Source organism: Pseudovibrio exalbescens (assembly GCF_028737195.1).
GTDB lineage: Bacteria > Pseudomonadota > Alphaproteobacteria > Rhizobiales > Stappiaceae > Pseudovibrio > Pseudovibrio zosterae.
Map to the genome: position 1 here is coordinate 155,803 of NZ_JAQZAJ010000005.1, position 18,157 is coordinate 173,959.

General features: G+C 55.1%; 22 protein-coding genes. 11 read left to right on the top strand and 11 right to left on the bottom strand.

Going from position 1 to position 18,157, the window contains the following annotated elements; genetic code table 11:
- Positions 1-132 precede the first annotated feature (132 nt).
- The 5 genes from PUV47_RS14805 to PUV47_RS14825 all read left to right on the top strand — a co-directional run bounded on the left by PUV47_RS14805 (position 133) and on the right by PUV47_RS14825 (position 3,973).
- Positions 133-864, top strand: a complete 732-nt coding sequence (locus PUV47_RS14805; protein ID WP_274219356.1) for a TlyA family RNA methyltransferase — start codon at positions 133-135, stop codon at positions 862-864.
- Between the two features lie 51 nt (positions 865-915).
- Positions 916-2,172, top strand: a complete 1,257-nt coding sequence (locus PUV47_RS14810; protein WP_274219357.1) for a class I SAM-dependent RNA methyltransferase — start codon at positions 916-918, stop codon at positions 2,170-2,172.
- 11 nt (positions 2,173-2,183) lie between these two features.
- Positions 2,184-3,233, top strand: coding sequence for a class I SAM-dependent methyltransferase (locus PUV47_RS14815; protein ID WP_274219358.1), 1,050 nt, complete (start codon positions 2,184-2,186; stop codon positions 3,231-3,233).
- Positions 3,234-3,334: 101 nt separating this feature from the next.
- Complete coding sequence (locus tag PUV47_RS14820) at positions 3,335-3,634, top strand: hypothetical protein (RefSeq protein WP_274219359.1); 300 nt, start codon at positions 3,335-3,337, stop codon at positions 3,632-3,634.
- 48 nt (positions 3,635-3,682) lie between these two features.
- Entirely contained in the window at positions 3,683-3,973 is a 291-nt protein-coding gene (locus tag PUV47_RS14825) for a DUF1330 domain-containing protein (RefSeq protein WP_274219360.1), read from the top strand.
- Between the two features lie 8 nt (positions 3,974-3,981).
- Here the strand turns inward: PUV47_RS14825 and PUV47_RS14830 are convergent, their stop codons facing one another.
- The 7 genes from PUV47_RS14830 to fabI form a co-directional block, all read right to left on the bottom strand.
- On the bottom strand, positions 3,982-4,710 hold the full coding sequence (locus PUV47_RS14830) for a class I SAM-dependent methyltransferase (RefSeq protein ID WP_274219361.1): 729 nt from the start codon (positions 4,708-4,710) through the stop codon (positions 3,982-3,984).
- Positions 4,711-4,865: 155 nt separating this feature from the next.
- Positions 4,866-5,414, bottom strand: a complete 549-nt coding sequence (locus PUV47_RS14835; RefSeq protein WP_274219362.1) for a hypothetical protein — start codon at positions 5,412-5,414, stop codon at positions 4,866-4,868.
- A 32-nt stretch (positions 5,415-5,446) separates the two neighbouring features.
- Positions 5,447-6,766 (bottom strand): 3,4-dihydroxy-2-butanone-4-phosphate synthase, encoded by a 1,320-nt coding sequence (gene ribB / locus PUV47_RS14840; protein WP_274219363.1) that lies wholly within the window; start codon positions 6,764-6,766, stop codon positions 5,447-5,449.
- 195 nt (positions 6,767-6,961) lie between these two features.
- A complete protein-coding gene (gene aroC / locus PUV47_RS14845) occupies positions 6,962-8,047 on the bottom strand; it encodes a chorismate synthase (RefSeq protein WP_274219364.1) in 1,086 nt (361 codons plus the stop codon).
- A gap of 134 nt (positions 8,048-8,181) precedes the next feature.
- The gene (locus PUV47_RS14850) at positions 8,182-8,613 is read right to left on the bottom strand and encodes an N-acetyltransferase (protein WP_274219365.1); all 432 of its coding nucleotides are present in this window, start codon (positions 8,611-8,613) and stop codon (positions 8,182-8,184) included.
- Positions 8,614-8,616: 3 nt separating this feature from the next.
- Complete coding sequence (locus tag PUV47_RS14855) at positions 8,617-9,240, bottom strand: histidine phosphatase family protein (protein WP_274219366.1); 624 nt, start codon at positions 9,238-9,240, stop codon at positions 8,617-8,619.
- Positions 9,241-9,452: 212 nt separating this feature from the next.
- Positions 9,453-10,274, bottom strand: a complete 822-nt coding sequence (fabI, locus tag PUV47_RS14860; protein WP_274219367.1) for an enoyl-ACP reductase FabI — start codon at positions 10,272-10,274, stop codon at positions 9,453-9,455.
- 175 nt (positions 10,275-10,449) lie between these two features.
- On the opposite strand from fabI, the gene PUV47_RS14865 reads away from it, so the two are divergent.
- Positions 10,450-11,862, top strand: a complete 1,413-nt coding sequence (locus tag PUV47_RS14865; RefSeq protein WP_274219368.1) for an FAD-binding oxidoreductase — start codon at positions 10,450-10,452, stop codon at positions 11,860-11,862.
- Positions 11,863-11,910: 48 nt separating this feature from the next.
- Here PUV47_RS14865 and PUV47_RS14870 read toward each other — a convergent pair whose 3' ends face one another.
- A complete protein-coding gene (locus PUV47_RS14870; RefSeq protein ID WP_274219369.1) occupies positions 11,911-12,666 on the bottom strand; it encodes an SOS response-associated peptidase in 756 nt (251 codons plus the stop codon).
- Between the two features lie 88 nt (positions 12,667-12,754).
- Between PUV47_RS14870 and PUV47_RS14875 the strand changes: the two genes are divergently transcribed.
- The 4 genes from PUV47_RS14875 to PUV47_RS14890 all read left to right on the top strand — a co-directional run bounded on the left by PUV47_RS14875 (position 12,755) and on the right by PUV47_RS14890 (position 14,820).
- The gene (locus tag PUV47_RS14875) at positions 12,755-13,267 is read left to right on the top strand and encodes a hypothetical protein (RefSeq protein WP_274219370.1); all 513 of its coding nucleotides are present in this window, start codon (positions 12,755-12,757) and stop codon (positions 13,265-13,267) included.
- A gap of 33 nt (positions 13,268-13,300) precedes the next feature.
- The gene (locus PUV47_RS14880) at positions 13,301-13,693 is read left to right on the top strand and encodes an NUDIX hydrolase (RefSeq protein ID WP_274219371.1); all 393 of its coding nucleotides are present in this window, start codon (positions 13,301-13,303) and stop codon (positions 13,691-13,693) included.
- 136 nt (positions 13,694-13,829) lie between these two features.
- Positions 13,830-14,282: a TIGR02301 family protein gene (locus PUV47_RS14885; RefSeq protein WP_274219372.1), complete on the top strand. Its 453-nt coding sequence runs from the start codon at positions 13,830-13,832 to the stop codon at positions 14,280-14,282.
- A 253-nt stretch (positions 14,283-14,535) separates the two neighbouring features.
- On the top strand, positions 14,536-14,820 hold the full coding sequence (locus PUV47_RS14890) for a hypothetical protein (RefSeq protein WP_274219373.1): 285 nt from the start codon (positions 14,536-14,538) through the stop codon (positions 14,818-14,820).
- A gap of 2 nt (positions 14,821-14,822) precedes the next feature.
- On the opposite strand, the gene PUV47_RS14895 is transcribed toward PUV47_RS14890, so the two are convergent.
- Complete coding sequence (locus tag PUV47_RS14895; RefSeq protein WP_274219374.1) at positions 14,823-15,464, bottom strand: LysE family translocator; 642 nt, start codon at positions 15,462-15,464, stop codon at positions 14,823-14,825.
- A gap of 178 nt (positions 15,465-15,642) precedes the next feature.
- Here PUV47_RS14895 and PUV47_RS14900 point away from each other — a divergent pair, with 178 nt between their 5' ends.
- On the top strand, positions 15,643-16,284 hold the full coding sequence (locus tag PUV47_RS14900) for a hypothetical protein (RefSeq protein ID WP_274219375.1): 642 nt from the start codon (positions 15,643-15,645) through the stop codon (positions 16,282-16,284).
- On the opposite strand, the gene PUV47_RS14905 is transcribed toward PUV47_RS14900, so the two are convergent.
- Positions 16,281-16,931, bottom strand: a complete 651-nt coding sequence (locus tag PUV47_RS14905) for a class I SAM-dependent methyltransferase (protein ID WP_274219376.1) — start codon at positions 16,929-16,931, stop codon at positions 16,281-16,283. The two genes, PUV47_RS14900 and PUV47_RS14905, sit on opposite strands and share 4 nt — an antisense overlap.
- On the bottom strand, positions 16,928-18,109 hold the full coding sequence (locus PUV47_RS14910; RefSeq protein WP_274219377.1) for a DUF3419 family protein: 1,182 nt from the start codon (positions 18,107-18,109) through the stop codon (positions 16,928-16,930). Before PUV47_RS14910 ends, PUV47_RS14905 begins: the two co-directional genes overlap by 4 nt.
- Between the last annotated feature and the right edge of the window lie 48 nt (positions 18,110-18,157).

Here is an 18,157-nt window from a genome sequence, read left to right on the forward strand (position 1 = left end):
ACACCAAAACGCTGGATTTCCCGGCTTGGGTTCTGGTGCAGCGGCACTCCATCACGTATTGATGCGCCAATAGTTGCCACCAAAGGCAACATGACTGTGTTTTATGGCCTGAGCCAAGGACAACAATAAACAATGCGCCTGGACCAATATCTGGTGGAGCGGGGACAGTTTGAAACACGTGCCCGCGCTCGAGATGCCATTTTGCGTGGCACAATTGAGGTTGACGGACACCCTGCCAAAAAGCCTTCTCAGAACGTGGCTGAAGGCTGTCTGGTGGTAATCAATGACCCTGCTCAGACTTATGTTTCTCGATCTGCCTTGAAGCTCAAGGAAGGGCTCAAGATTTTTGAGCTGTCGCCCAAGGATCAGATCTGCGTCGATCTGGGGGCTTCCACGGGCGGCTTCACACAGGTTCTGTTGGAACAGGGCGCGCGGCGGGTCCATGCCATCGACGTTGGGCATAACCAACTGCATGCCTCACTTGCTGCAGATCCACGGGTGAACCAGCGCGACGGTGTCAACGCACGCATCCTTACTCTGGCAGACCTTGAAAACCAAAGCCCGACTTTCCTCGTGAGCGACATCAGCTTTATATCGCTGCGACTTGCTTTGCCTCCCGCTTTGGAGCTTGCAAAGGCTGGTACGCAAGGCGTGTTCCTGATCAAGCCTCAGTTCGAAGCGGGCCGTGAGGCGATCGGCAAGGGTGGCATCGTCAAGCCAGAGATTGGAACGCGCGTAGCCGAAGACCTCTACACTTGGTTCGAGGAACAGCCGGGCTGGCGTGTGCTCGGCATGATCCCCTCGCCCATTCTAGGGGGAGACGGAAACAGGGAATTTCTGCTCGCGGCCTGCAAAGACCGCTAAAGTCTGCTAGAGAAGCCCGTGACAAAATAATTTCTAATAGAGAGAGCCCTCATGAGTGCACCTGAGCTGCAGAGCCTTACCATTGACCGTCTGGCTCACAAGGGCGATGGCGTGGCAAACCTGAACGGTGAGCAAATCTTTGTTCCTGGTGCGCTGCCCGGGGAAGCCGTTACGGTTAAGCTCAAGGGGGATCGCGCCGAGCTGGTCGAAGTGACAACTGCCAGCCCCGAGCGCGCCGAGCCGATCTGCAAGCACTACGGCTCCTGTGGTGGCTGTACCCTCCAGCATATGTCAGCGGAGAGTTATAGCGACTTCAAGCGGAACTTGGTCGTCGATGCGCTCAAGGCGCGTGGCATCGAGGTGGCGGTGGACCCTGTTGTCACCTGCGCTCCCCAAAGCCGTCGCCGTGCTGTCTTTACCGCTGTACGCGCCGGCCACAAGGTGCTTCTGGGGTACCATGAGGCAAAGTCTCACCGCCTGGTGGACGTAGAAGAATGTCCCGTTCTTGTGCCTGAGATAGTGTCTGCGCTACCCAAGCTGCGCCGCCTCGCCAGCGAAGTAATGCCGCGCAAGGGAGACTTGAAGTTCACTGTAACAGCCACGCTAAACGGACTTGATGTTGCAATTCAAGGCCTTGGAAAGAACGCAGAGAAGCATTTTCTGGCCCTTTCTCAAGCAACCATGGAATACGGCTTTGCCCGGCTGACGGCGGATGGTGAGACCATCTTGGAGATCAAACCACCTCAGCTCGACATGGGCGGCACCATGGTGACCGGTCCTTCAGGCGGGTTCCTTCAAGCTACCAAGCATGCAGAAGACGTCATGGCCGAACTTGTCATGGAAGGCATCGGAAAGGCAAAACGCGTTGCGGACCTTTTCTCCGGAACAGGCACCTTCACATTTCGTATTGCCAAGGTTGCTTCTGTCCACGCAGCAGAGAGTGATGCACCTGCACTCAAGGCGCTGGACACTGCCCGACGGGTCGCCAAGGGTCTGAAACAAGTCACGACCGAGCGGCGCGACTTGTTCCGTCGCCCCCTCAACGCCAAAGAGATGGACAACTTCGGCAAGGGCTATGACGCGGTGGTATTTGACCCCCCTCGAGCCGGAGCCCAGGCACAGGCCAAGGAACTTGCAAACTCTCCGGTCAAGCGGGTTGTTGCGGCCTCGTGCAACCCGGCGACGCTGGCCCGGGATCTGAGAGAACTGTTGGACGGCGGCTACGTGCTGAAACGTGTCACGCCTATAGACCAGTTCCTCTACTCGCCCCATATTGAGGTTGTCGCCCAATTGGAGCGTGCTGACTGAGGAGAAGCAAAATGGCCCGACCGTCGCCCCTGGTAATTGCTCGCAAGTCTGGATACCTGATGGAGCAAGGGGCGCGGGTTGCGTTCTACGCACTTTACGAGCGCGCCATGGGCCGTATTGCACGCAAGTACCCTATCGCTCCAGAGGGCAAGGCGCGTCCCAATGGCCCGTTTCCTGACCGCCAGAAAATGTTTGCGGACATTATGGAGGTCTTCGACCGGGACTTTCGCAATGTGGAACGCGGCATCTATCCAATACAACGTGGGCCTTACAAGGATATCGGTGAGCTGCTTTCCACCGGTCGCCGATTCCTTGCGGATGTGCCCAAGGTCGCCTCACGGCGAGCTGAAGGCCGCCATCAGGAAGTCTCAGGAACCTCGCGCCAACTGCCACGCTATTACCGGCAGAACTTCCACTATCAAACAGATGGGTGGCTGAGCGAAGATTCTGCCCGTATCTACGATTTCCAAGTTGATGTGCTGTTCAAGGGCACCACAGCCGTAATGCGACGGCTGGCGCTAGCACAGATGGCGCAGGCCCTTCTGAACACGGATCGGCGAGAAGTTGCCTATCTGGATATAGCCTGTGGTACAGGCGGTCTCCTCAACCCCGCAACGCGGGCATTTCCCGGCTTGCGCGGCACCGGAATTGACCTTTCCGAGGAGTATCTTCGCGTCGCCCGAGAACGCAGCGCGACGACACGGTCCAGTTATGTCTGCGCCAACGCGGAAAGCCTCCCCTTTGCGTCGAACAGTCTAGATTTGATAAGCTGCGTCTACCTGTTTCATGAGCTGCCGCCCAAGACGCGCAGACAGGTAGCTGCCGAGATAGGACGCGTTCTCAAGCCAGGCGGGCAGTTTATCTTCATGGACAGTTTGTTGGTTGGTGATAAGCCCGAGTACGACGGTGCGCTGGAAGCCTTCCCTGTGCTGTTTCATGAGCCTTACTTTTCAACCTATGCACGGGAAGACATCGAAGGGTTGTTTGGCGCTGAAGGCTTGACGCTGGCGGCCACTGACCTCGCATTTGTCTCGCGCATCAACAGGTTTACCAAAACCTGATCGAACTTGGAAAATGCGGGGGAAATGGGCGAGGCTGTAACACTAAATTCACAGCATCGCCCTAGCGTCAGCCGCTCAAGCGGCTAATTGGATTTTTTAAGTTGATCAAGTGGTTCTATTGGTTCGGGGCATTCCTGTGCATCACCCTTGGGCTTCTGACCGTATGGCTTCCCATTCCAACCGGACTGCCTCTTTTAGTGCTCGGCTTTGTGTTGCTTATTGCAACCAGTCGTGGTGCCGCGCGGTGGCTACGCCATCGTCGGCGCACACACAATAAATTGAACCGATCCATTTCATGGATTGAAGACCGCAGCACTGGCAGGTTTCGGCGCATTCTCCTGCGTACACGCCCACGCTACTTCAAGAAGCTGATGAAAAAAGGCGAAGACAGCGACCTCTGATTGACTAGTATTTGAAGCTGAACTTGAGAACCAAATGAGGGAACTGCGTTGTCTGCCTACATTATTGTCGACACAAAAATTACCGACCCAGAAGCCTACGAAGAATACAAAGCGTTGGCGCGCCCGATTGCAGAGAAGTACGGTGCCATTTACCGGGCAAGGGGTGGCAAGATGAAAGTTCTGGAAGAGGAACTCTGGTCACCATCCCGTATCGTTGTGCTGGAATTTCCAACGATGGAAGCGGCAGAAACTTTTGCCAACTCACCGGAATACGCGCCAGTTAAAGCCATCCGCAACGCGAATGCTGACTGCACCCTCGTTATCGTTGAAGGCATCTAAGGCCCTGCTTAATACTTGCGGCCCGTTACAATGATGTACGGGCTGCCTTCGGCCGCCTCCGCACCGGACCAGTCGCCATACCAGGCGGCGGGCTCCAAATCGACAGCCTTAAAAAGGTTCACCAAGTGATCCTTTGGGACGAAGCGGCGCTGCTTGTTCAATGAGCATCGTTCGCCCTGGCTGTCGTAGTGGGTCTTCATGGACACCAAGCCATTTGTGTCGGGTCCGTCAAAGTCCTGCCAGAAGGCAACATCCTCGCCATCTGCGCTGCGGACCCGCATGGGCCGTTCATGCTGCGGCCAGCTCTCCCAAGGGCGTGCTGATGGATTTTGCATCCCAAAAGCAAAACGGCCACCGCTTTTCAAGTGCTCGGTGACCGTTTCCAATAGAAGAACCTGATCTGTGTCCGTGGTGAAGGCGTGAAAGGCGTTTCCACTGATGACAACTGTATCAAAACGCCTGTTGAGCCTTATGGTTCGTGCGTCTGCACCCACCCATGTCACGGCTCTCGTTCGCTTGATGGCCTGGGCTATCTTGCGTGGATTGCGGTCAACGCCCACAACCTCAACACCATTCTTGCTCAACTCATGGGCCAAGGCCCCCGTTCCACATGCGATCTGAAGGGCGCTTGATCCCGTCCGGCTCGCAAAGCCTAGAAGGAACTGATCGTCGTCGTCCCACGTTTTGTCCAGTGAAGAAAGCCGATGGTGGTCCGGCGCCGTGCTCGATTGGCTCATGTGCATCGCGATATCACCGTTTTTATTGGCCTACATAACGAAGCGTAAGCCCTCTAGTTTTAACAGAACGTCCACATGTTCCCAAGATTACCTGAAATATCGCCAAAACGGTGACGGCAAACACAAAAATATCACAGTGTTGCAACTTGAGCACGTCAAGCGGACCGGAAGCGCCTTAAACGGGAAAGAACTTGCTCGGCCGGCATGCGCAATGTGTGCATATTCACGATGATGGTCTGCATACCGTCTTCATCTTGCTTCAGCACCCAGTTTTTCATCATCACCATGCGCCAGAACGGCAGCTTCTGAGGCTTTGAAACAGCCTTTTGCAGGTCAGTGTTTAGCCGAATATGAAGCTTTGTCAGAAGGATAGATCGCACCGCGGTCGTATGCAAAGACATCTCGGTGATGCTAGCCCAGTCAATAAAGCCAATGCCGTCGACAAACAGGCCATCGCTGCGGCCACCTATCTGCGGCTCTTTAAGAACGGTTGGATAGAACCAGATGGCAACCGCTGCCGCACCAATTGCAAGAAGCGCGGCAAGCGGATACCCAAAAACAGAAAAAAGTATGGCACCAAGCGCAACAGCGCCCCCACCATAGACGAGCCCTTCCCCAGCCCCACGAGAATAGCCAGTTGCAAAGCTTTCAGGTTGCGGATTTGCAGCGTCATCCCACGGGTCTGAGAAATTCGTCTGTACCAAGGGTCAGGTCACTCCGAGGTTGGGAGCACCGATCAGTCTCCGGCGATCTCCGTGCCTTCAATTTCAATACCGAAGCCTTCAAGGCCGACGTAGTGGCGTTCGCGGCTGGCGATCACCCGAATTGAGGTGACGCCAAGGTCCTTGAGGATCTGTGCGCCAAGACCAATCTCACGCCACCCTTGCTCACGGCTTTGAGCGGACTGATGCTGCTCTTCTTCTGCCGCTTCCAGTCCTTCACGCGCGCGCTCAGCACGTTGAGCCACCCCAACACCACCTTCACGCAGGTACACAATAACCCCGCGACCGCGCTCAGCGAAGTCCTTCATCACATTGGTGAGAGACTTGCTGGTGCCAAAAACGTCATCAACAACAGCTTCACGCTGCAGGCGCACTGGCACGCTACGGCCATCCCGAATGTCACCATAGATAATGGCAAGGTGATCCATCTTGTCAAAGGGCGTGCTGAAAGAAATCGCGTAGGCAGGCCCGTGCGGTGTTGCAATCTGCTGTTCCGCACCGCGGGTCACGAAAGACTCGTTGCGCTGCCGCCAAGCGATGAGGTCTGCAACAGAGACCATTTTCAAGCCATGCTCTTCAGCGAAAGCCGCAACAGCGTCTCCACGTTTTACCGTGCCATCGTCGTTGACGAGCTCGGAAATTACACCAACTTCCGGGAGGCCAGTCAGCTTGCACAGATCAACAGCCGCTTCCGTATGGCCAGAACGGATCAGTACGCCGCCGTCTTTTGCGATAAGGGGGAAAACGTGTCCCGGCCGGACAAAGTCAGCTGCGCCCGCATTCGGGTTTGCCAACGCACGAACGGTGCCACAGCGCTCTTCAGCGGAGATACCTGTGGTCAGGCCCGGCCCGTAGTCCACGGAAACGGTGAAAGCGGTCGCCAGTGGCGCATCGTTGTTGCTTACCATCGGGTCCAGACGCAGGCGAGACGCGGTTTCGCGGGTCATCGGCGCGCAGACAATGCCTGAGGTATGGCGGATGATGAAAGCCATTTGTTCCGGCGTGATCTTGCTTGCAGCAACAATCAGATCGCCTTCGTTTTCGCGGTCGTCGTCATCGGTTACAACGACCATCTCACCGTTTTCAAAGGCGCGCAGCGCTTCAGCGACACGGGTCTGGGACACAGCATACTCCTTGGTTTCTTTAAGGCCCAAGAAATCGTTGGGGGTCACTTCCCCACCGGTTGCTTCGGCAATCTTTTGAGCCATTTCGCGGGAGACCCAAACACAAGGATCGTTGCACAAAGCTGTAACTGAGGCGGGGGAAAGCCCTGCCCGGCGTGCGAAGGCGCTTCGGCTTTCTGAGTTCTGTGCGAGCCACTTGTCGAGACGCATGGGTTTCCTGCGATTTCAGTTGAGGGAAGATTCAGAGATCTTTTCAGTGTGACTGAAAGGTGGTCTGCTTCCCATTAAAAATCAAGGTCTGATTTCGCAGTTCAGTCGATTGTCTGATAGTGAGCCCCCAAATTGCAAAAAGGCCACAGCTCAAAAGCTGTGGCCTCCGATCGTTACGCGCAGCAATGTCTGAGCTCAGCCAACCTGGCCGCGGTGACGCAGAAAGTGATCCGCAAGCACCAACGCCATCATGGCCTCTCCCACAGGAACGGCTCGGATACCAACACATGGATCGTGACGGCCCTTGGTCATCACATCCACCTCGTCACCTGAACGGGTAATTGATTTGCGCGGTGTCAGGATGGAAGATGTGGGCTTGATGGCAAAACGCGCCACCACTGGTGCCCCGCTTGAGATGCCGCCCAGCACTCCGCCTGCATGGTTGGACAGAAATTCCGGCTGACCATCTACCCCCATGCGCATCTCATCGGCATTTTCTTCGCCCGTCAGGGTCGCAGCTTCAAAGCCGTTGCCAATCTCAACACCTTTCACCGCATTGATGGACATCATGGCAGAGGCGATATCCTGATCCAGCTTGCCATAGACTGGCGCGCCGAGGCCTACAGGCACCCCTTCTGCAATGACTTCGATGACAGCGCCAACGGATGAACCCGCTTTTCGAATGCCATCCAGGTACTCCGCATAGAAAGCCGCGGCTTCTTTGTCTGGGCAGAAGAACGGGTTATCGTGCACCTCATTCCAATCCCAATTGTCCCGGTTTATCTTGTGCGGCCCCATCTGTACGAGCGCTGCACGAATGGTGACCCCCGGAATGACCTTTCGTGCCACTGCCCCTGCAGCAACACGGGCTGCGGTTTCCCGCGCCGAAGAGCGCCCGCCTCCCCGATAGTCACGAATGCCGTACTTAGCGTCATAGGTATAGTCCGCGTGACCGGGGCGATACCTCTCCTTGATTTCGGAATAGTCCTTGGAGCGCTGATCGGTGTTCTCGATCATCAATGAGATTGGCGTTCCGGTCGTTCGCAGAACGCCGTCTTCGTCTTCCATTGTGCCGGAAAGAATCTTTACCTGATCCGGCTCGCGGCGCTGAGTTGTATACTTGGACTGTCCCGGCTTGCGTTGATCCAGATACTGCTGAATTTCCTCGGCAGAAATGGCAAGCATTGGAGGGCAGCCATCAATCACACAGCCCAATGCCGGGCCATGGCTCTCGCCCCAGGTGGTAAAGCGGAAAAGGGTTCCGAAGCTGTTGTGGGACATTTCTTTCCAAAATCAAAGGCGCGGCACGTGCACGCGGGTTAGTAAAGTTCCCCGGTTGTAAGTTGGTTCGCCCATTCGGTCAATTGTGGGGGGAGGCAGAAGGACCGCTGTTTTTCTCAAGAGCTACGCCGCGTTTATTGCGCCCGCCACTCCATCAGCACCTCTGGGTGCCCGGTATGCGCGTCAAGGCGCTCCTCAACAACATTGAACCCCTGACGCAGATAAAACTCATAGGCTCCCTTGTTCGCCTTGTAGACGGAAAGCTCAAGCGTATCGCGCTGTGCCTTTGCGTGTTTCATCAGTGCATACCCAAGGCCCCTGCCCTGCGAATGCGGCGCAACAAAAAGCGCTGCCAGATTGTTCTCCAGAAGCGAGAGGAAGCCCAGCACTTGCCCTTCCTGAACGCATACCCACGTTTCACTGGCTGGCAAATAGGTGTCGCGCATGGCGGGAACCATGCTTTCCCAAAATCCGGCTTCGATGAAGTCGTGAGCCTTGATGGAGGCAGCGAGCCAGAGCGACAGAGCGCTTTCGACCTGCGCGCTCTCAAGCCTTTGAATTTCCATTATTTAAACCCAGCTTTCCTTGCCATCACGCCAAACCAGAAACTGGTCCTGAGGCACTTCAAGCGTTGGAATTTCAGTTGTGGGATAGCCAAGCAGCAAACCACGCAAAACCCGCATCACGCCGCCATGGGAGACAATGATCATCGGCTTGGAGCAGGACATGAGCCAGCCTTCAATCCGGTAAGACAGCATTTTGTAGCTCTCCCCCTCTGGCGGCACGAAGCCCCACTTGTCTGCCTTGCGGGCCTCGGCGAGTTCCGGGTTGACGGCCTTGATCTCCGGGATTGTCTTGCCCTCCATGGCACCGAAAGTGATCTCTTTCAGGCGGTCATCCAAAGCGTAGGCGTTTGCCTCCAACTCCATTTCCTCAAGAACCAGATCCATGGTCTGGCGGGTACGCAGCATCGGCGACGAGATGATCTCAAAGTCAGCGTGGCTCAGACCTTCCCGCTGCAAAAAGCCTTTGAGCTCCCTGCCATTGCGCCTTGCCTGCTCGCGGCCGGTATCGTTAAGCGGGATATCCTGCTGACCCTGCATGCGACCTTCCGCATTCCAGTCTGTCTGGCCGTGGCGTATGAAGATGATGGGGGTTGGTGCCAGACGCGCAATATTGGTGCTTTGTTCCATGAGCTAAACTACTGCTTTTTGTTTCAGGCTGATTTGCGGGATTAGTTCGACGTTTTATACCGTGCCGCAAAGCTTCGACAAGACTATGAAGCAGAAGTTTTAAACCCCCGCTCTTCAGAGAAATGAGCGCCGTTCCACACAAGTAAAGCATTGCTACAAAAAAGGGGCGCTCTCGAGCACCCCTTCTTAATTCCTGAGCATTGCGCTTGCAGTCAGTCCTTGAGAACCGTTGCGATGTCAGGCGCGTCAACAGCCTTCATGCCGACAACGTGGTAGCCGCAATCAACATGGTGCGTCTCGCCTGTCACGGCCTTGCTGTAATCGGACAAGAGGTACACGGCTGAGGTGCCCACTTCTTCGATGGTGACATTGCTGCGCAGTGGGGAGTTGTACTCGTTCCACTTCATGATGTAGCGCAGGTCGCCAATACCAGAAGCGGCCAGCGTCTTGATTGGACCAGCAGAAAGGGCGTTTACACGGATCTTCTGAGGACCCAGATCAACGGCCAGGTACTTCACACTCGCCTCAAGAGCTGCCTTTGCAACGCCCATAACATTATAGTTAGGCATTACCTTCTCAGCACCGTAATAGGTGAGCGTGAGCACGGAACCACCGTCTGTCATCAACTTCTCTGCGTGCTTTGTTACCTTCACCAGAGAATAGACCGAGATGTCCATTGTCTTCTTGAAGTTGTCAGAAGACGTGTCAAGGAAACGACCTGTCAGCTCGTCCTTATCGGAAAACGCAATAGCATGTACCAGAAAGTCGATCTTGCCCCACTTCTCTTCCAGGTTCTTGAAAACCTGTTCGACCGACGCATCATCTGTTACATCGCAATGACCTGCTACATACGCGTCGAGTTGCTCTGCAAGCGGCTCAACACGGCGCTTCAGCGGCTCACCCTGATACGTCAGAGCCAATTCAGCACCAGCTTCGCGCAATGCCTTGGCAATACCCCAAGCGATAGAGCGGTTGTTTGCAAGACCCATGATCAGGCCACGCTTACCGTCCATCAATCCTCGCGCTTCTGCCATATTTTTCTCCTGAGTGAATATCACTTGACCTACCAAGCAGTTTGAAATTGCTATTGCATACTGTTACGCCAGCTTCAAGCCATCGATAGGTATGTTCTAACAGCCATAGATGCTTTAAGAGCAGCGCTTATCTGATAGCGTTACTACGATCAATCCCTAACACAGCGACAATACCATGACACAAGACAGCCTAATCCGCGCTTTTCAAGAGTTGCTTGGAGAGGCAAACGTCCTCACAGAAGCAGCGGATCAAGCCCCCTATCTGGTGGAATGGCGTGACAAGTTCAAAGGCACAACTCCCATGGTGTTGCGCCCCGGTTCGACGGCCGAAGTTGCCGCGTGCATGAGGCTTGCAAACGAGCATGATCTTGTAATTGTCCCGCAAGGCGGAAACACCGGCCTTGTTGGCGCGCAAATCCCTAAAAACGGCGGAAGTGAAGTTGTTTTAAGCCTTTCTCGCCTCAACAAAATCCGCAATATCGACCCTTTGGGGCGGACCATGGTTGTTGAGGCTGGGGCCGTGCTTCAAACGATCCACGAGCGGGCCGAAGAGCACGATTTGATCTTCCCTCTGACGCTCGGCGCGCAGGGCTCCTGTCAGATCGGCGGCAACATTGCGACCAATGCGGGAGGCACCGCCGTACTGTCTTATGGCAACACCCGCGACCTTGTTTTGGGGCTTGAGGTTGTGCTTGCAAATGGTGAGGTTTGGGAGGGACTTCGCACCCTTCGCAAGGACAATACCGGTTACGATTTGAAACAATTATTTATCGGTTCTGAAGGCACTTTGGGGATCATTACAGCTGCAAGCCTGCGTCTTTTCCCAAAGCCTGCTGCCGTAGAAGTTGCACTGTGCGGCCTAGATTCGCCGCATCAGGCACTATCCTTGCTCTCGGTGGCCCAAAAGCACGCAGGTGCCATGCTGACCGGATTTGAAATCCTGCCCAAAATCGGCATGCAGTTCAGTGTACGCCATCAGGAAAATGCCCGTTTCCCCATGGCCGATGAGCATGACTGGTACGTTTTGGTAGAGCTATCTGCTGGCTCCAAGGACATCGACCTTGCCAGCTTGACGGAAGCCGTGTTTGAAGAAGCCTTCGAAGCTGAGCTTTTAAACGACGCCGTTCTGGCACAGAGCAATGCTCAAGCCGAAGACTTCTGGCGCCTGCGCCACGGCATGTCTGAGGTGCAAAAGCTGGAGGGCGGCTCCATCAAGCATGATGTGTCCGTCCCTGTGGCGAAAGTACCTGCGTTTCTGGAAGAAGCAATCGCGGCGGTTGAGACTTTTATTCCCGGTTGCCGTCCGGTCCCGTTTGGTCACATGGGCGATGGCAACATTCACTTTAACATCAGCCAGCCAGAAGGCGCTGACAAGCAGGCATTCCTTGCGCAATGGGATGCGGTCAATGAAATCGTCCACGGCATCACGGCCCAATATAATGGCTCAATTTCCGCAGAACACGGCATCGGCGTATTGAAGCGCGAGCTGCTTCCAACGGTAAAGAGCCCCGTCGAGATGAAGCTGATGCGGGCAATCAAAGAGACTTTGGATCCCAAGGCGCTCCTGAACCCCGGACGCATTCTCTGACAAACAAAGTAGAGCGCTCCTTGGGGCGCTCTTGCTACCTTATCAGGGCTAAAACAGATCGAGCTGGCCGTCGTCAGTACCCGTCTTCTTCTTGCGCGGAGGCTTGGCAGGCTTAGGCTCTGGTTTCTTTGGTTCCGTCAGTTCCACTTCCCGGATCAGGCCTTCGTCATCGTGGGATGCGCTGTTTACCCGCGTCGAAACAGGTGTAAACGACAACACGCCCTTGGGTGCCGGCTTCAAAAAGGTGACCGCCTCCCGCGCCATCACCGTACCGGTATCAAGCCACGCGTCGAACTGATGTGGCTCCAGCAGCGCTGGCATGCGATGGTGAATCGGTGCCATATCCTCATTTGCTTCAACTGTGATCATGGCGGCGGTGTCGATATCCCCACCTTCTGGGTGCGACCAAGTTTCCCACAGCCCTGCGAACGCCAAGGGCTGATTGTTGGCCGCGGAAATGTAGTAGGGCTGCTTGGGGGAAACGGCACGCTGCCATTCATAAAAGCCGTTTGCAGGTATCAAACAACGGCGGTGCTTGATGGCTGCTTTGAATGAAGGTTTTTCAAGCAACGTCTCCGCCCGCGCATTGATAAGCAGCGTGAAACTGGCAGGATCCTTGACCCAACTAGGCACTAATCCCCATCTTGCCAGTGCAAAATGACGTTGACCATGTTCGTTTTTTACTAGAGCAATCGGTTGCGTCGGGGCTATGTTGTACCGCGGAGGAAAATTCGGCTGCTCGATGTATGAAAAGAGCTCACGAACTTCCTCTGGGGATGCGGTAAGAGTATATCGGCCACACATGAACGATTGCCCTGACGATGTTTTAGTAAATTTGCAACGAGTTACTCTGTATAGACGCTAAAGTAGGTTTACAAGGCCGGAGGAATTGATGGAAGCGCTAACGGAGCAATTGGGACAAGGGGACATGTCTCCCGAAAACCTCGATCGCGCCAATATCAATCCGCAGACGGGCTTGGCTACAGATTATCTCAATCACTTCAATGAAGTAGTGATGATGCTGGAAATGCTCCCGGATATTCCGGATTGCGCCAGCGACGTGCTGTTGTGGGAGCCCTGCTCCTATGAAGAGCACTTTGAGAACTCCGGCTTTTCCGAGAAGAGGCTCGCTATTAAGGCTTACGGGGCTTGCCCAGAGCATCTGCGTGATGCGTTGTGCCAGACCGTTGCACTAATTGATGCTGAGGTTATTTCACTGAAAGCCCTCATCGAAAATGCTGAGGCACTTACCTCAGAGGTGCTTTTCGAGATCCAGCATCGCGCAACCACGTTTGTGAGACCCCTTATCAGTCAGGCCAGCGGCATCATCCACGGGCACGTGCCAGAGTCCTCCGATGATCTGGACGAGTTCACTCAGGCTGATGTGGACGCTCTCTTCCCATAACAAAAGGCGTCTACCGCGCTTGAGGGACTTGCAATGAAACTTGCCGCGAGCGTGTGCTGTTTCAGCTCCGACCAAAGCGTTTTGCTGGTAAGGCGGGCGAACCCACCTTCGCAAGGGCTCTGGGCCTTTCCCGGAGGCAAAGTTGATGCGGGCGAAACTCCCAAAGAAGCGTCTATTCGCGAACTTCATGAAGAAACTGGACTGAAGGTTCCAAGTGCCGAGCTGTGGCGGATCAGCCGACCGCAGCAGGGCGCGCTTGCACCAAACTATGAGATTCATGTTTTCTTCGCGTCCCAAGAAGTTACGCCGGTAACGGCCCGCACTGATGCCACTGACGCGGAGTGGTTTAAGGTGGATGAGGCCCTTCGGCTCCCCCTTGCTGCGGGAATTGACGCCTGTTTGCGCGATTTGCAGCGGGCCAATTAACCTGATTTTCGCTTCCCCCAGGCACATTGGAGTGCCCTTTAGGTTTTCACCGTGGAATTCGCGGTTTGGCCTTTTTCCATGCCTGCATCACACTGTAAAAAGATAGGGCGTAGTTTTGGCGCTTTGGGAGGAAGATGTGACACGAGCGATCAAGCAGATCAGCCTGGCATTGGCGGTCAGCATGGGCCTTCTGGCTCAAGCTCCGGTCGACGTTGCGCACGCCCAGTCGAACTCTGAAGCCTCAGAAAGCCAAAACACGGACCCAAAGCGCCCTAAAATAGAAGTGCCGCCCTATGAGGCTGACCTGATGCGCCTGGCTGAGATTCTTGGCGCCCTGCACTACTTGCGGCCGCTTTGCGGATATGACGAAAAGGAAGAGTGGAGCGGACGGATGCAAGCGCTCTTGAGCGCAGAAGTTACGAACGAGTTGCGCCGTCGCCGTTTCGTTGAACGCTTCAACCAGGGGTACAGAGGCTTCGCCTCCGTTTACCAACGCTGCACGCCTTCAGCTGAGGAAGCTTCACGTCGTTACGCAGCACAAGGCTCTAAGATTACGCAGGAAGTCACAGCTAAATACAGTCGTGACTGAGTATTATCCAAGTTACCCCTATTATCCACAGGTGAAAAATGTAGGGTTTTTGGATAACTTTCCCCAAGGCCCGTGTTAACCATAAATTTTCGAAGCTTTGGATGATCTTAAGTATTCTTTTACAGTTCGGTTTTCTTGGCGTTCCGTCGTGTTAGGGTCTTTCTTGTCGCGCCGCTGACTCGTTGGTTTGATTTGCTCAGGCCCCCTTGTTAGCGGCGTGTCACTAGAGGCAACACAAAAACGGCGGGACGGTATGATCAAAGATCAAACCCTTGATATCGCGATGGAAGAAGAGGTCGAGGAAATCGAAGTCAGCGATGCTGACATTCGGCGCCTTGCGCTTGGTTTCATCCACGAGGCCTGGGAAGAGGGTTTGTCACACGGCATCGACTCTGCGGCTATGGCACATGCGGCGCTTTTCACGGCCATGATGGATCTGGTGTCCATGTTCGGCGAAGAAGCGGTGACCAAGTTTGCAGAAGAGATTCCTGCCCGCGTTGAGCGCGGTGATTACTCCATCGATAGGAACCTGCACTAGATTTAGTGCAGGCTTCCTGCCAGCCATGCGGCGCGGATCAGGATCACCACGCCGAGCAGGAACAGCAGGGCTCCGGCCCCGCGATTGATCCAAGTAAGCCAGGCATCGTTGATGTGCTGGCGGAAGGTGGCGATAAGGGCCGATGCGGAGGCCCACCAGCTCATCGCCCCCAAAAACACTCCCGTGACGAGCGTGGCAGCTCCAACATAGTTTCCGGCTTTTGGGGCCAAGTGCCCTAAAGCCCCAAACAGCGTCAAAAAGCCAAAAATCGTGCCGGGATTGGTAATCGTCATGGCGAGCGCTGCAGCAAAACCCTGCGCCAGCCGGCTTTTCCCCGCTTCGGAACGCGAGATGTGGGGATGTGCGCGAAACACGCTGACGCCAAAGCCGAGCAGCAACATCCCTCCGACGATCTGGATCATCTCAAGATGAAGCGTGAGAAAGTTTGAGATGGTGGTGACACCAAACGCTGCGATGAGCGCAAATAGCGTGTCGGCAAACACAGCCCCCGCCCCTGCCAAGAAACCGGGTAGAAACCCAAAGTGCAAAGAACGGCTTATCACCATGATGTTGACCGGGCCAACCGGCGCTGACGTGGCGATGCCAATCATCATGCCGCCCAAGAGGTATTTCAATTCAAACAAACCGATGGAATTCCTAGTTAGACTGTGCTGATACCCTAGTTTCTCTCACTTTTTGTGATGAAATCCCCTGTCAGCCCAAGTCTGTGCAAAGCCTCTCTGCGGTTCCTTTAATCAGAGACATACTGCGATTAAACTGCCAATGTCTCAGCGATGGTTCGGGGCGCATTTGGAGAAAACGGTGAAATTTGCATTTTTTGTCACGGCTGTATTGGCATGCCTCATGCCTTTGACTGTTCATAGCGCAGTCGTCAAAACAGAAACCATCCGGATTACTCCACCTCCACAGGAAACTCCTCAGATTGACCCAGAAGACACGTTGAAATACCCAGAGGAACCCGCCGCAACCTCTGGCGACGCTCCGACTGTCTACTATGACGTCAATCTATTGCCAGAGCCTGTGCGTGCGACACGCAATGCCTTGGTCTCAGCCCTTCGCGAAGGCTCCATTGAAAAAATCGGGGCGATCATCGAGGCGCAGAAATTCCCGCCGCACCTTCTGTTCGGAGAGATGGAAGATCCAGTTACCTACTTGAAGCAGAGTTCAGGAGACGGGGAAGGCCTGGAGATCATGGCCATCATGGCCGACATTCTGGACGCGGGCTTTGTACGCTGGAATGCAGGCACCGAGAACGAAACATACATTTGGCCGTACTTCGCGCACTATCCCATGAACGAGCTTACAAACAAGCAGAAGACGGAGATGTTCCGCATTGTGACCGCCGCCGATTACTTCGAAATGAAGGACTACGGCACGTGGACCTTTTATCGTCTCGGCATCGCGGCGGACGGCCAGCTCATGTATTTCGTGGCAGGCGATTAGTTGGGGCTCAGCGTCCCTAGGGTGGCATAGCCGCGGTAGAGCGCCTTGTGGCTGGACTGTTTTCCATACTGCACTGCCAGCTGCTCCAAGAAACGATCCATGCCCGCTCGCGGCTCCACATGAAAAGCTGCCAACCATTTGAACAGCAACCGCTTGAAGAGCGCTGGCATGTTCTCTTGCTGGCCAAAGTCAACCAGATGGAGACGCCCGCTTTCGCCAAGAAGCCGCGCCCCTTGATCGAGAGCCGCCTGCCATGGCGGAATCATGGAGAGGCTGTAAGAGAACATCACATGATCGAACGACGAGATGCCGAACAGGGCCTCGGCATCCACTTGAGTAGCGTCGGCTTTCGCCAACTGGATGCGATCCGAAAGCCCAGCCTTGGCCACCGATTTGCGCGCAGTTGCCAGCATTTCTTCTGAAAGATCGATACCGTATAGTTTGGCCTGAGGGTAAAGGCGCGCGGCCTTCACGAGATTACGCCCCGTTCCGCACCCCATTTCCAGAATTGTCTCGCCTGGCTCTGCACGAAGATCTGCCAGGAGGCGATCACGGCCCAGAAGATAGTACTTGCGGCTCAGATCATAGATGTGGCGCTGATAGCGATAGATGTCGTCCATCAGCGCGGCAGAGGACCCACCACTCATTGAACGGCACCCTTGAAGGTGTAGATATGAAAGCCACCGTAGATGGAAGACCGATCCTGCATGTTCAAGCGCAAGCTCTTCTCTTCATCATAGACCCACTGGTCCAGAATCTCATCGCGAACCCGACCCGGCAAAATGGTTGGCTCACCCGCAGTGCGGTAAATAACTCTAGCTCCCGGCTTTGCAGTCTTGGTGATGTTCTCCCAAAGATCATTGAGCTGCTGATCCGTCATCCAATCCTGCGCGTCCAGAAGGACGTAGCCATCAAAGCCCTCGGATTGGTCATCTGCGAGATACTCCGTGAAAGAGCGATTGAGGACGCTGACGCGGTCCGCCCGTTCGCGGATCACGTCGAAATGACGCTCTTGCAGGTAGGGTGGCAAAGGACCTGCGGGGCTTCTTGTAGAGACCGTTCCGCCCTTTGAGGCGTAACCGCGGTTGAATGCTTGCCAAGCGAAATAATTTTCGCTCATGGGAAAGCCACAGGCCAGACGCTCTAGGCGCTGCTTGAGCACCAATGCCATGTTGCCGCCACCGGAAGCGGCCAACGCGTCATATTGCGCCGGTGGAATGCCAAGCCCATAAAGCGACATCTTTTTGGAGGTCGCCCAGCGCACAAGGCGCTTGTCAAACAACGGTGCCAAGGTCTTGTCGAAGAATGTGCGTTGCTCATCCATGGTCTTGGCCCGAGCGAGCTGCTTGAGATCGACCCCATATAGACGCGCAACCAAGTGACCTGCACCAATAAAGTAACCCAGCATGCCGTGGTGATAGAGATCACGCGAGAACAATGTAATGCGCTTGCGGCCCCACGCGGTAAGGTCCCGCCCTTCCCAATAGCTGCGACTAACCGGATCGATGGCCTCTTTCAGATAGCGGTTGTACAGATCGATGTTCGCCTTCTCGTCTGCGTGGCCGAAGAACTGATAGAAGCTCTTATAGTCCGGCAGCTCGCGAACGGCAGCAAGTTTGAGCCGGTTCAAGGCGATATGAGCGCGGTTCAAGTCCAGCGCGATAATCTCTTTAGGGTCCGTCGTCAGATAGGACATGACGTTACAGCCACCTGAGGCGATCGTGATAAGCCGGGAGCCCGGCTTGAGAGCCAGAGCCTCAATGTCGACTTCTGGGTCCTCCCAGATCTGCGGGTAAACCATGCCCTTGAAAGCAAAGGTAAACATACGCTCCAGCAAGCCGTCCCAAGTGGACGCATTTGATCGATGGACTGC

What these genes read in the sequence shown, in the direction of transcription:
- PUV47_RS14830 (WP_274219361.1), bottom strand. Translation starts at nt 4,710, where the DNA reads ATGAGCCAATCGAGCACGGCGCCGGACCACCATCGGCTTTCTTCACTG.
- PUV47_RS14905 (WP_274219376.1), bottom strand. Translation starts at nt 16,931, where the DNA reads ATGAGTGGTGGGTCCTCTGCCGCGCTGATGGACGACATCTATCGCTAT.
- PUV47_RS14810 (WP_274219357.1), top strand. Translation starts at nt 916, where the DNA reads ATGAGTGCACCTGAGCTGCAGAGCCTTACCATTGACCGTCTGGCTCAC.
- PUV47_RS14910 (WP_274219377.1), bottom strand. Translation starts at nt 18,109, where the DNA reads ATGTTTACCTTTGCTTTCAAGGGCATGGTTTACCCGCAGATCTGGGAG.
- PUV47_RS14880 (WP_274219371.1), top strand. Translation starts at nt 13,301, where the DNA reads ATGAAACTTGCCGCGAGCGTGTGCTGTTTCAGCTCCGACCAAAGCGTT.
- PUV47_RS14875 (WP_274219370.1), top strand. Translation starts at nt 12,755, where the DNA reads ATGGAAGCGCTAACGGAGCAATTGGGACAAGGGGACATGTCTCCCGAA.
- ribB (WP_274219363.1), bottom strand. Translation starts at nt 6,766, where the DNA reads ATGCGTCTCGACAAGTGGCTCGCACAGAACTCAGAAAGCCGAAGCGCC.
- PUV47_RS14870 (WP_274219369.1), bottom strand. Translation starts at nt 12,666, where the DNA reads ATGTGTGGCCGATATACTCTTACCGCATCCCCAGAGGAAGTTCGTGAG.
- PUV47_RS14805 (WP_274219356.1), top strand. Translation starts at nt 133, where the DNA reads ATGCGCCTGGACCAATATCTGGTGGAGCGGGGACAGTTTGAAACACGT.
- PUV47_RS14815 (WP_274219358.1), top strand. Translation starts at nt 2,184, where the DNA reads ATGGCCCGACCGTCGCCCCTGGTAATTGCTCGCAAGTCTGGATACCTG.
- PUV47_RS14850 (WP_274219365.1), bottom strand. Translation starts at nt 8,613, where the DNA reads ATGGAAATTCAAAGGCTTGAGAGCGCGCAGGTCGAAAGCGCTCTGTCG.
- fabI (WP_274219367.1), bottom strand. Translation starts at nt 10,274, where the DNA reads ATGGCAGAAGCGCGAGGATTGATGGACGGTAAGCGTGGCCTGATCATG.
- aroC (WP_274219364.1), bottom strand. Translation starts at nt 8,047, where the DNA reads ATGTCCCACAACAGCTTCGGAACCCTTTTCCGCTTTACCACCTGGGGC.
- PUV47_RS14865 (WP_274219368.1), top strand. Translation starts at nt 10,450, where the DNA reads ATGACACAAGACAGCCTAATCCGCGCTTTTCAAGAGTTGCTTGGAGAG.
- PUV47_RS14890 (WP_274219373.1), top strand. Translation starts at nt 14,536, where the DNA reads ATGATCAAAGATCAAACCCTTGATATCGCGATGGAAGAAGAGGTCGAG.
- PUV47_RS14855 (WP_274219366.1), bottom strand. Translation starts at nt 9,240, where the DNA reads ATGGAACAAAGCACCAATATTGCGCGTCTGGCACCAACCCCCATCATC.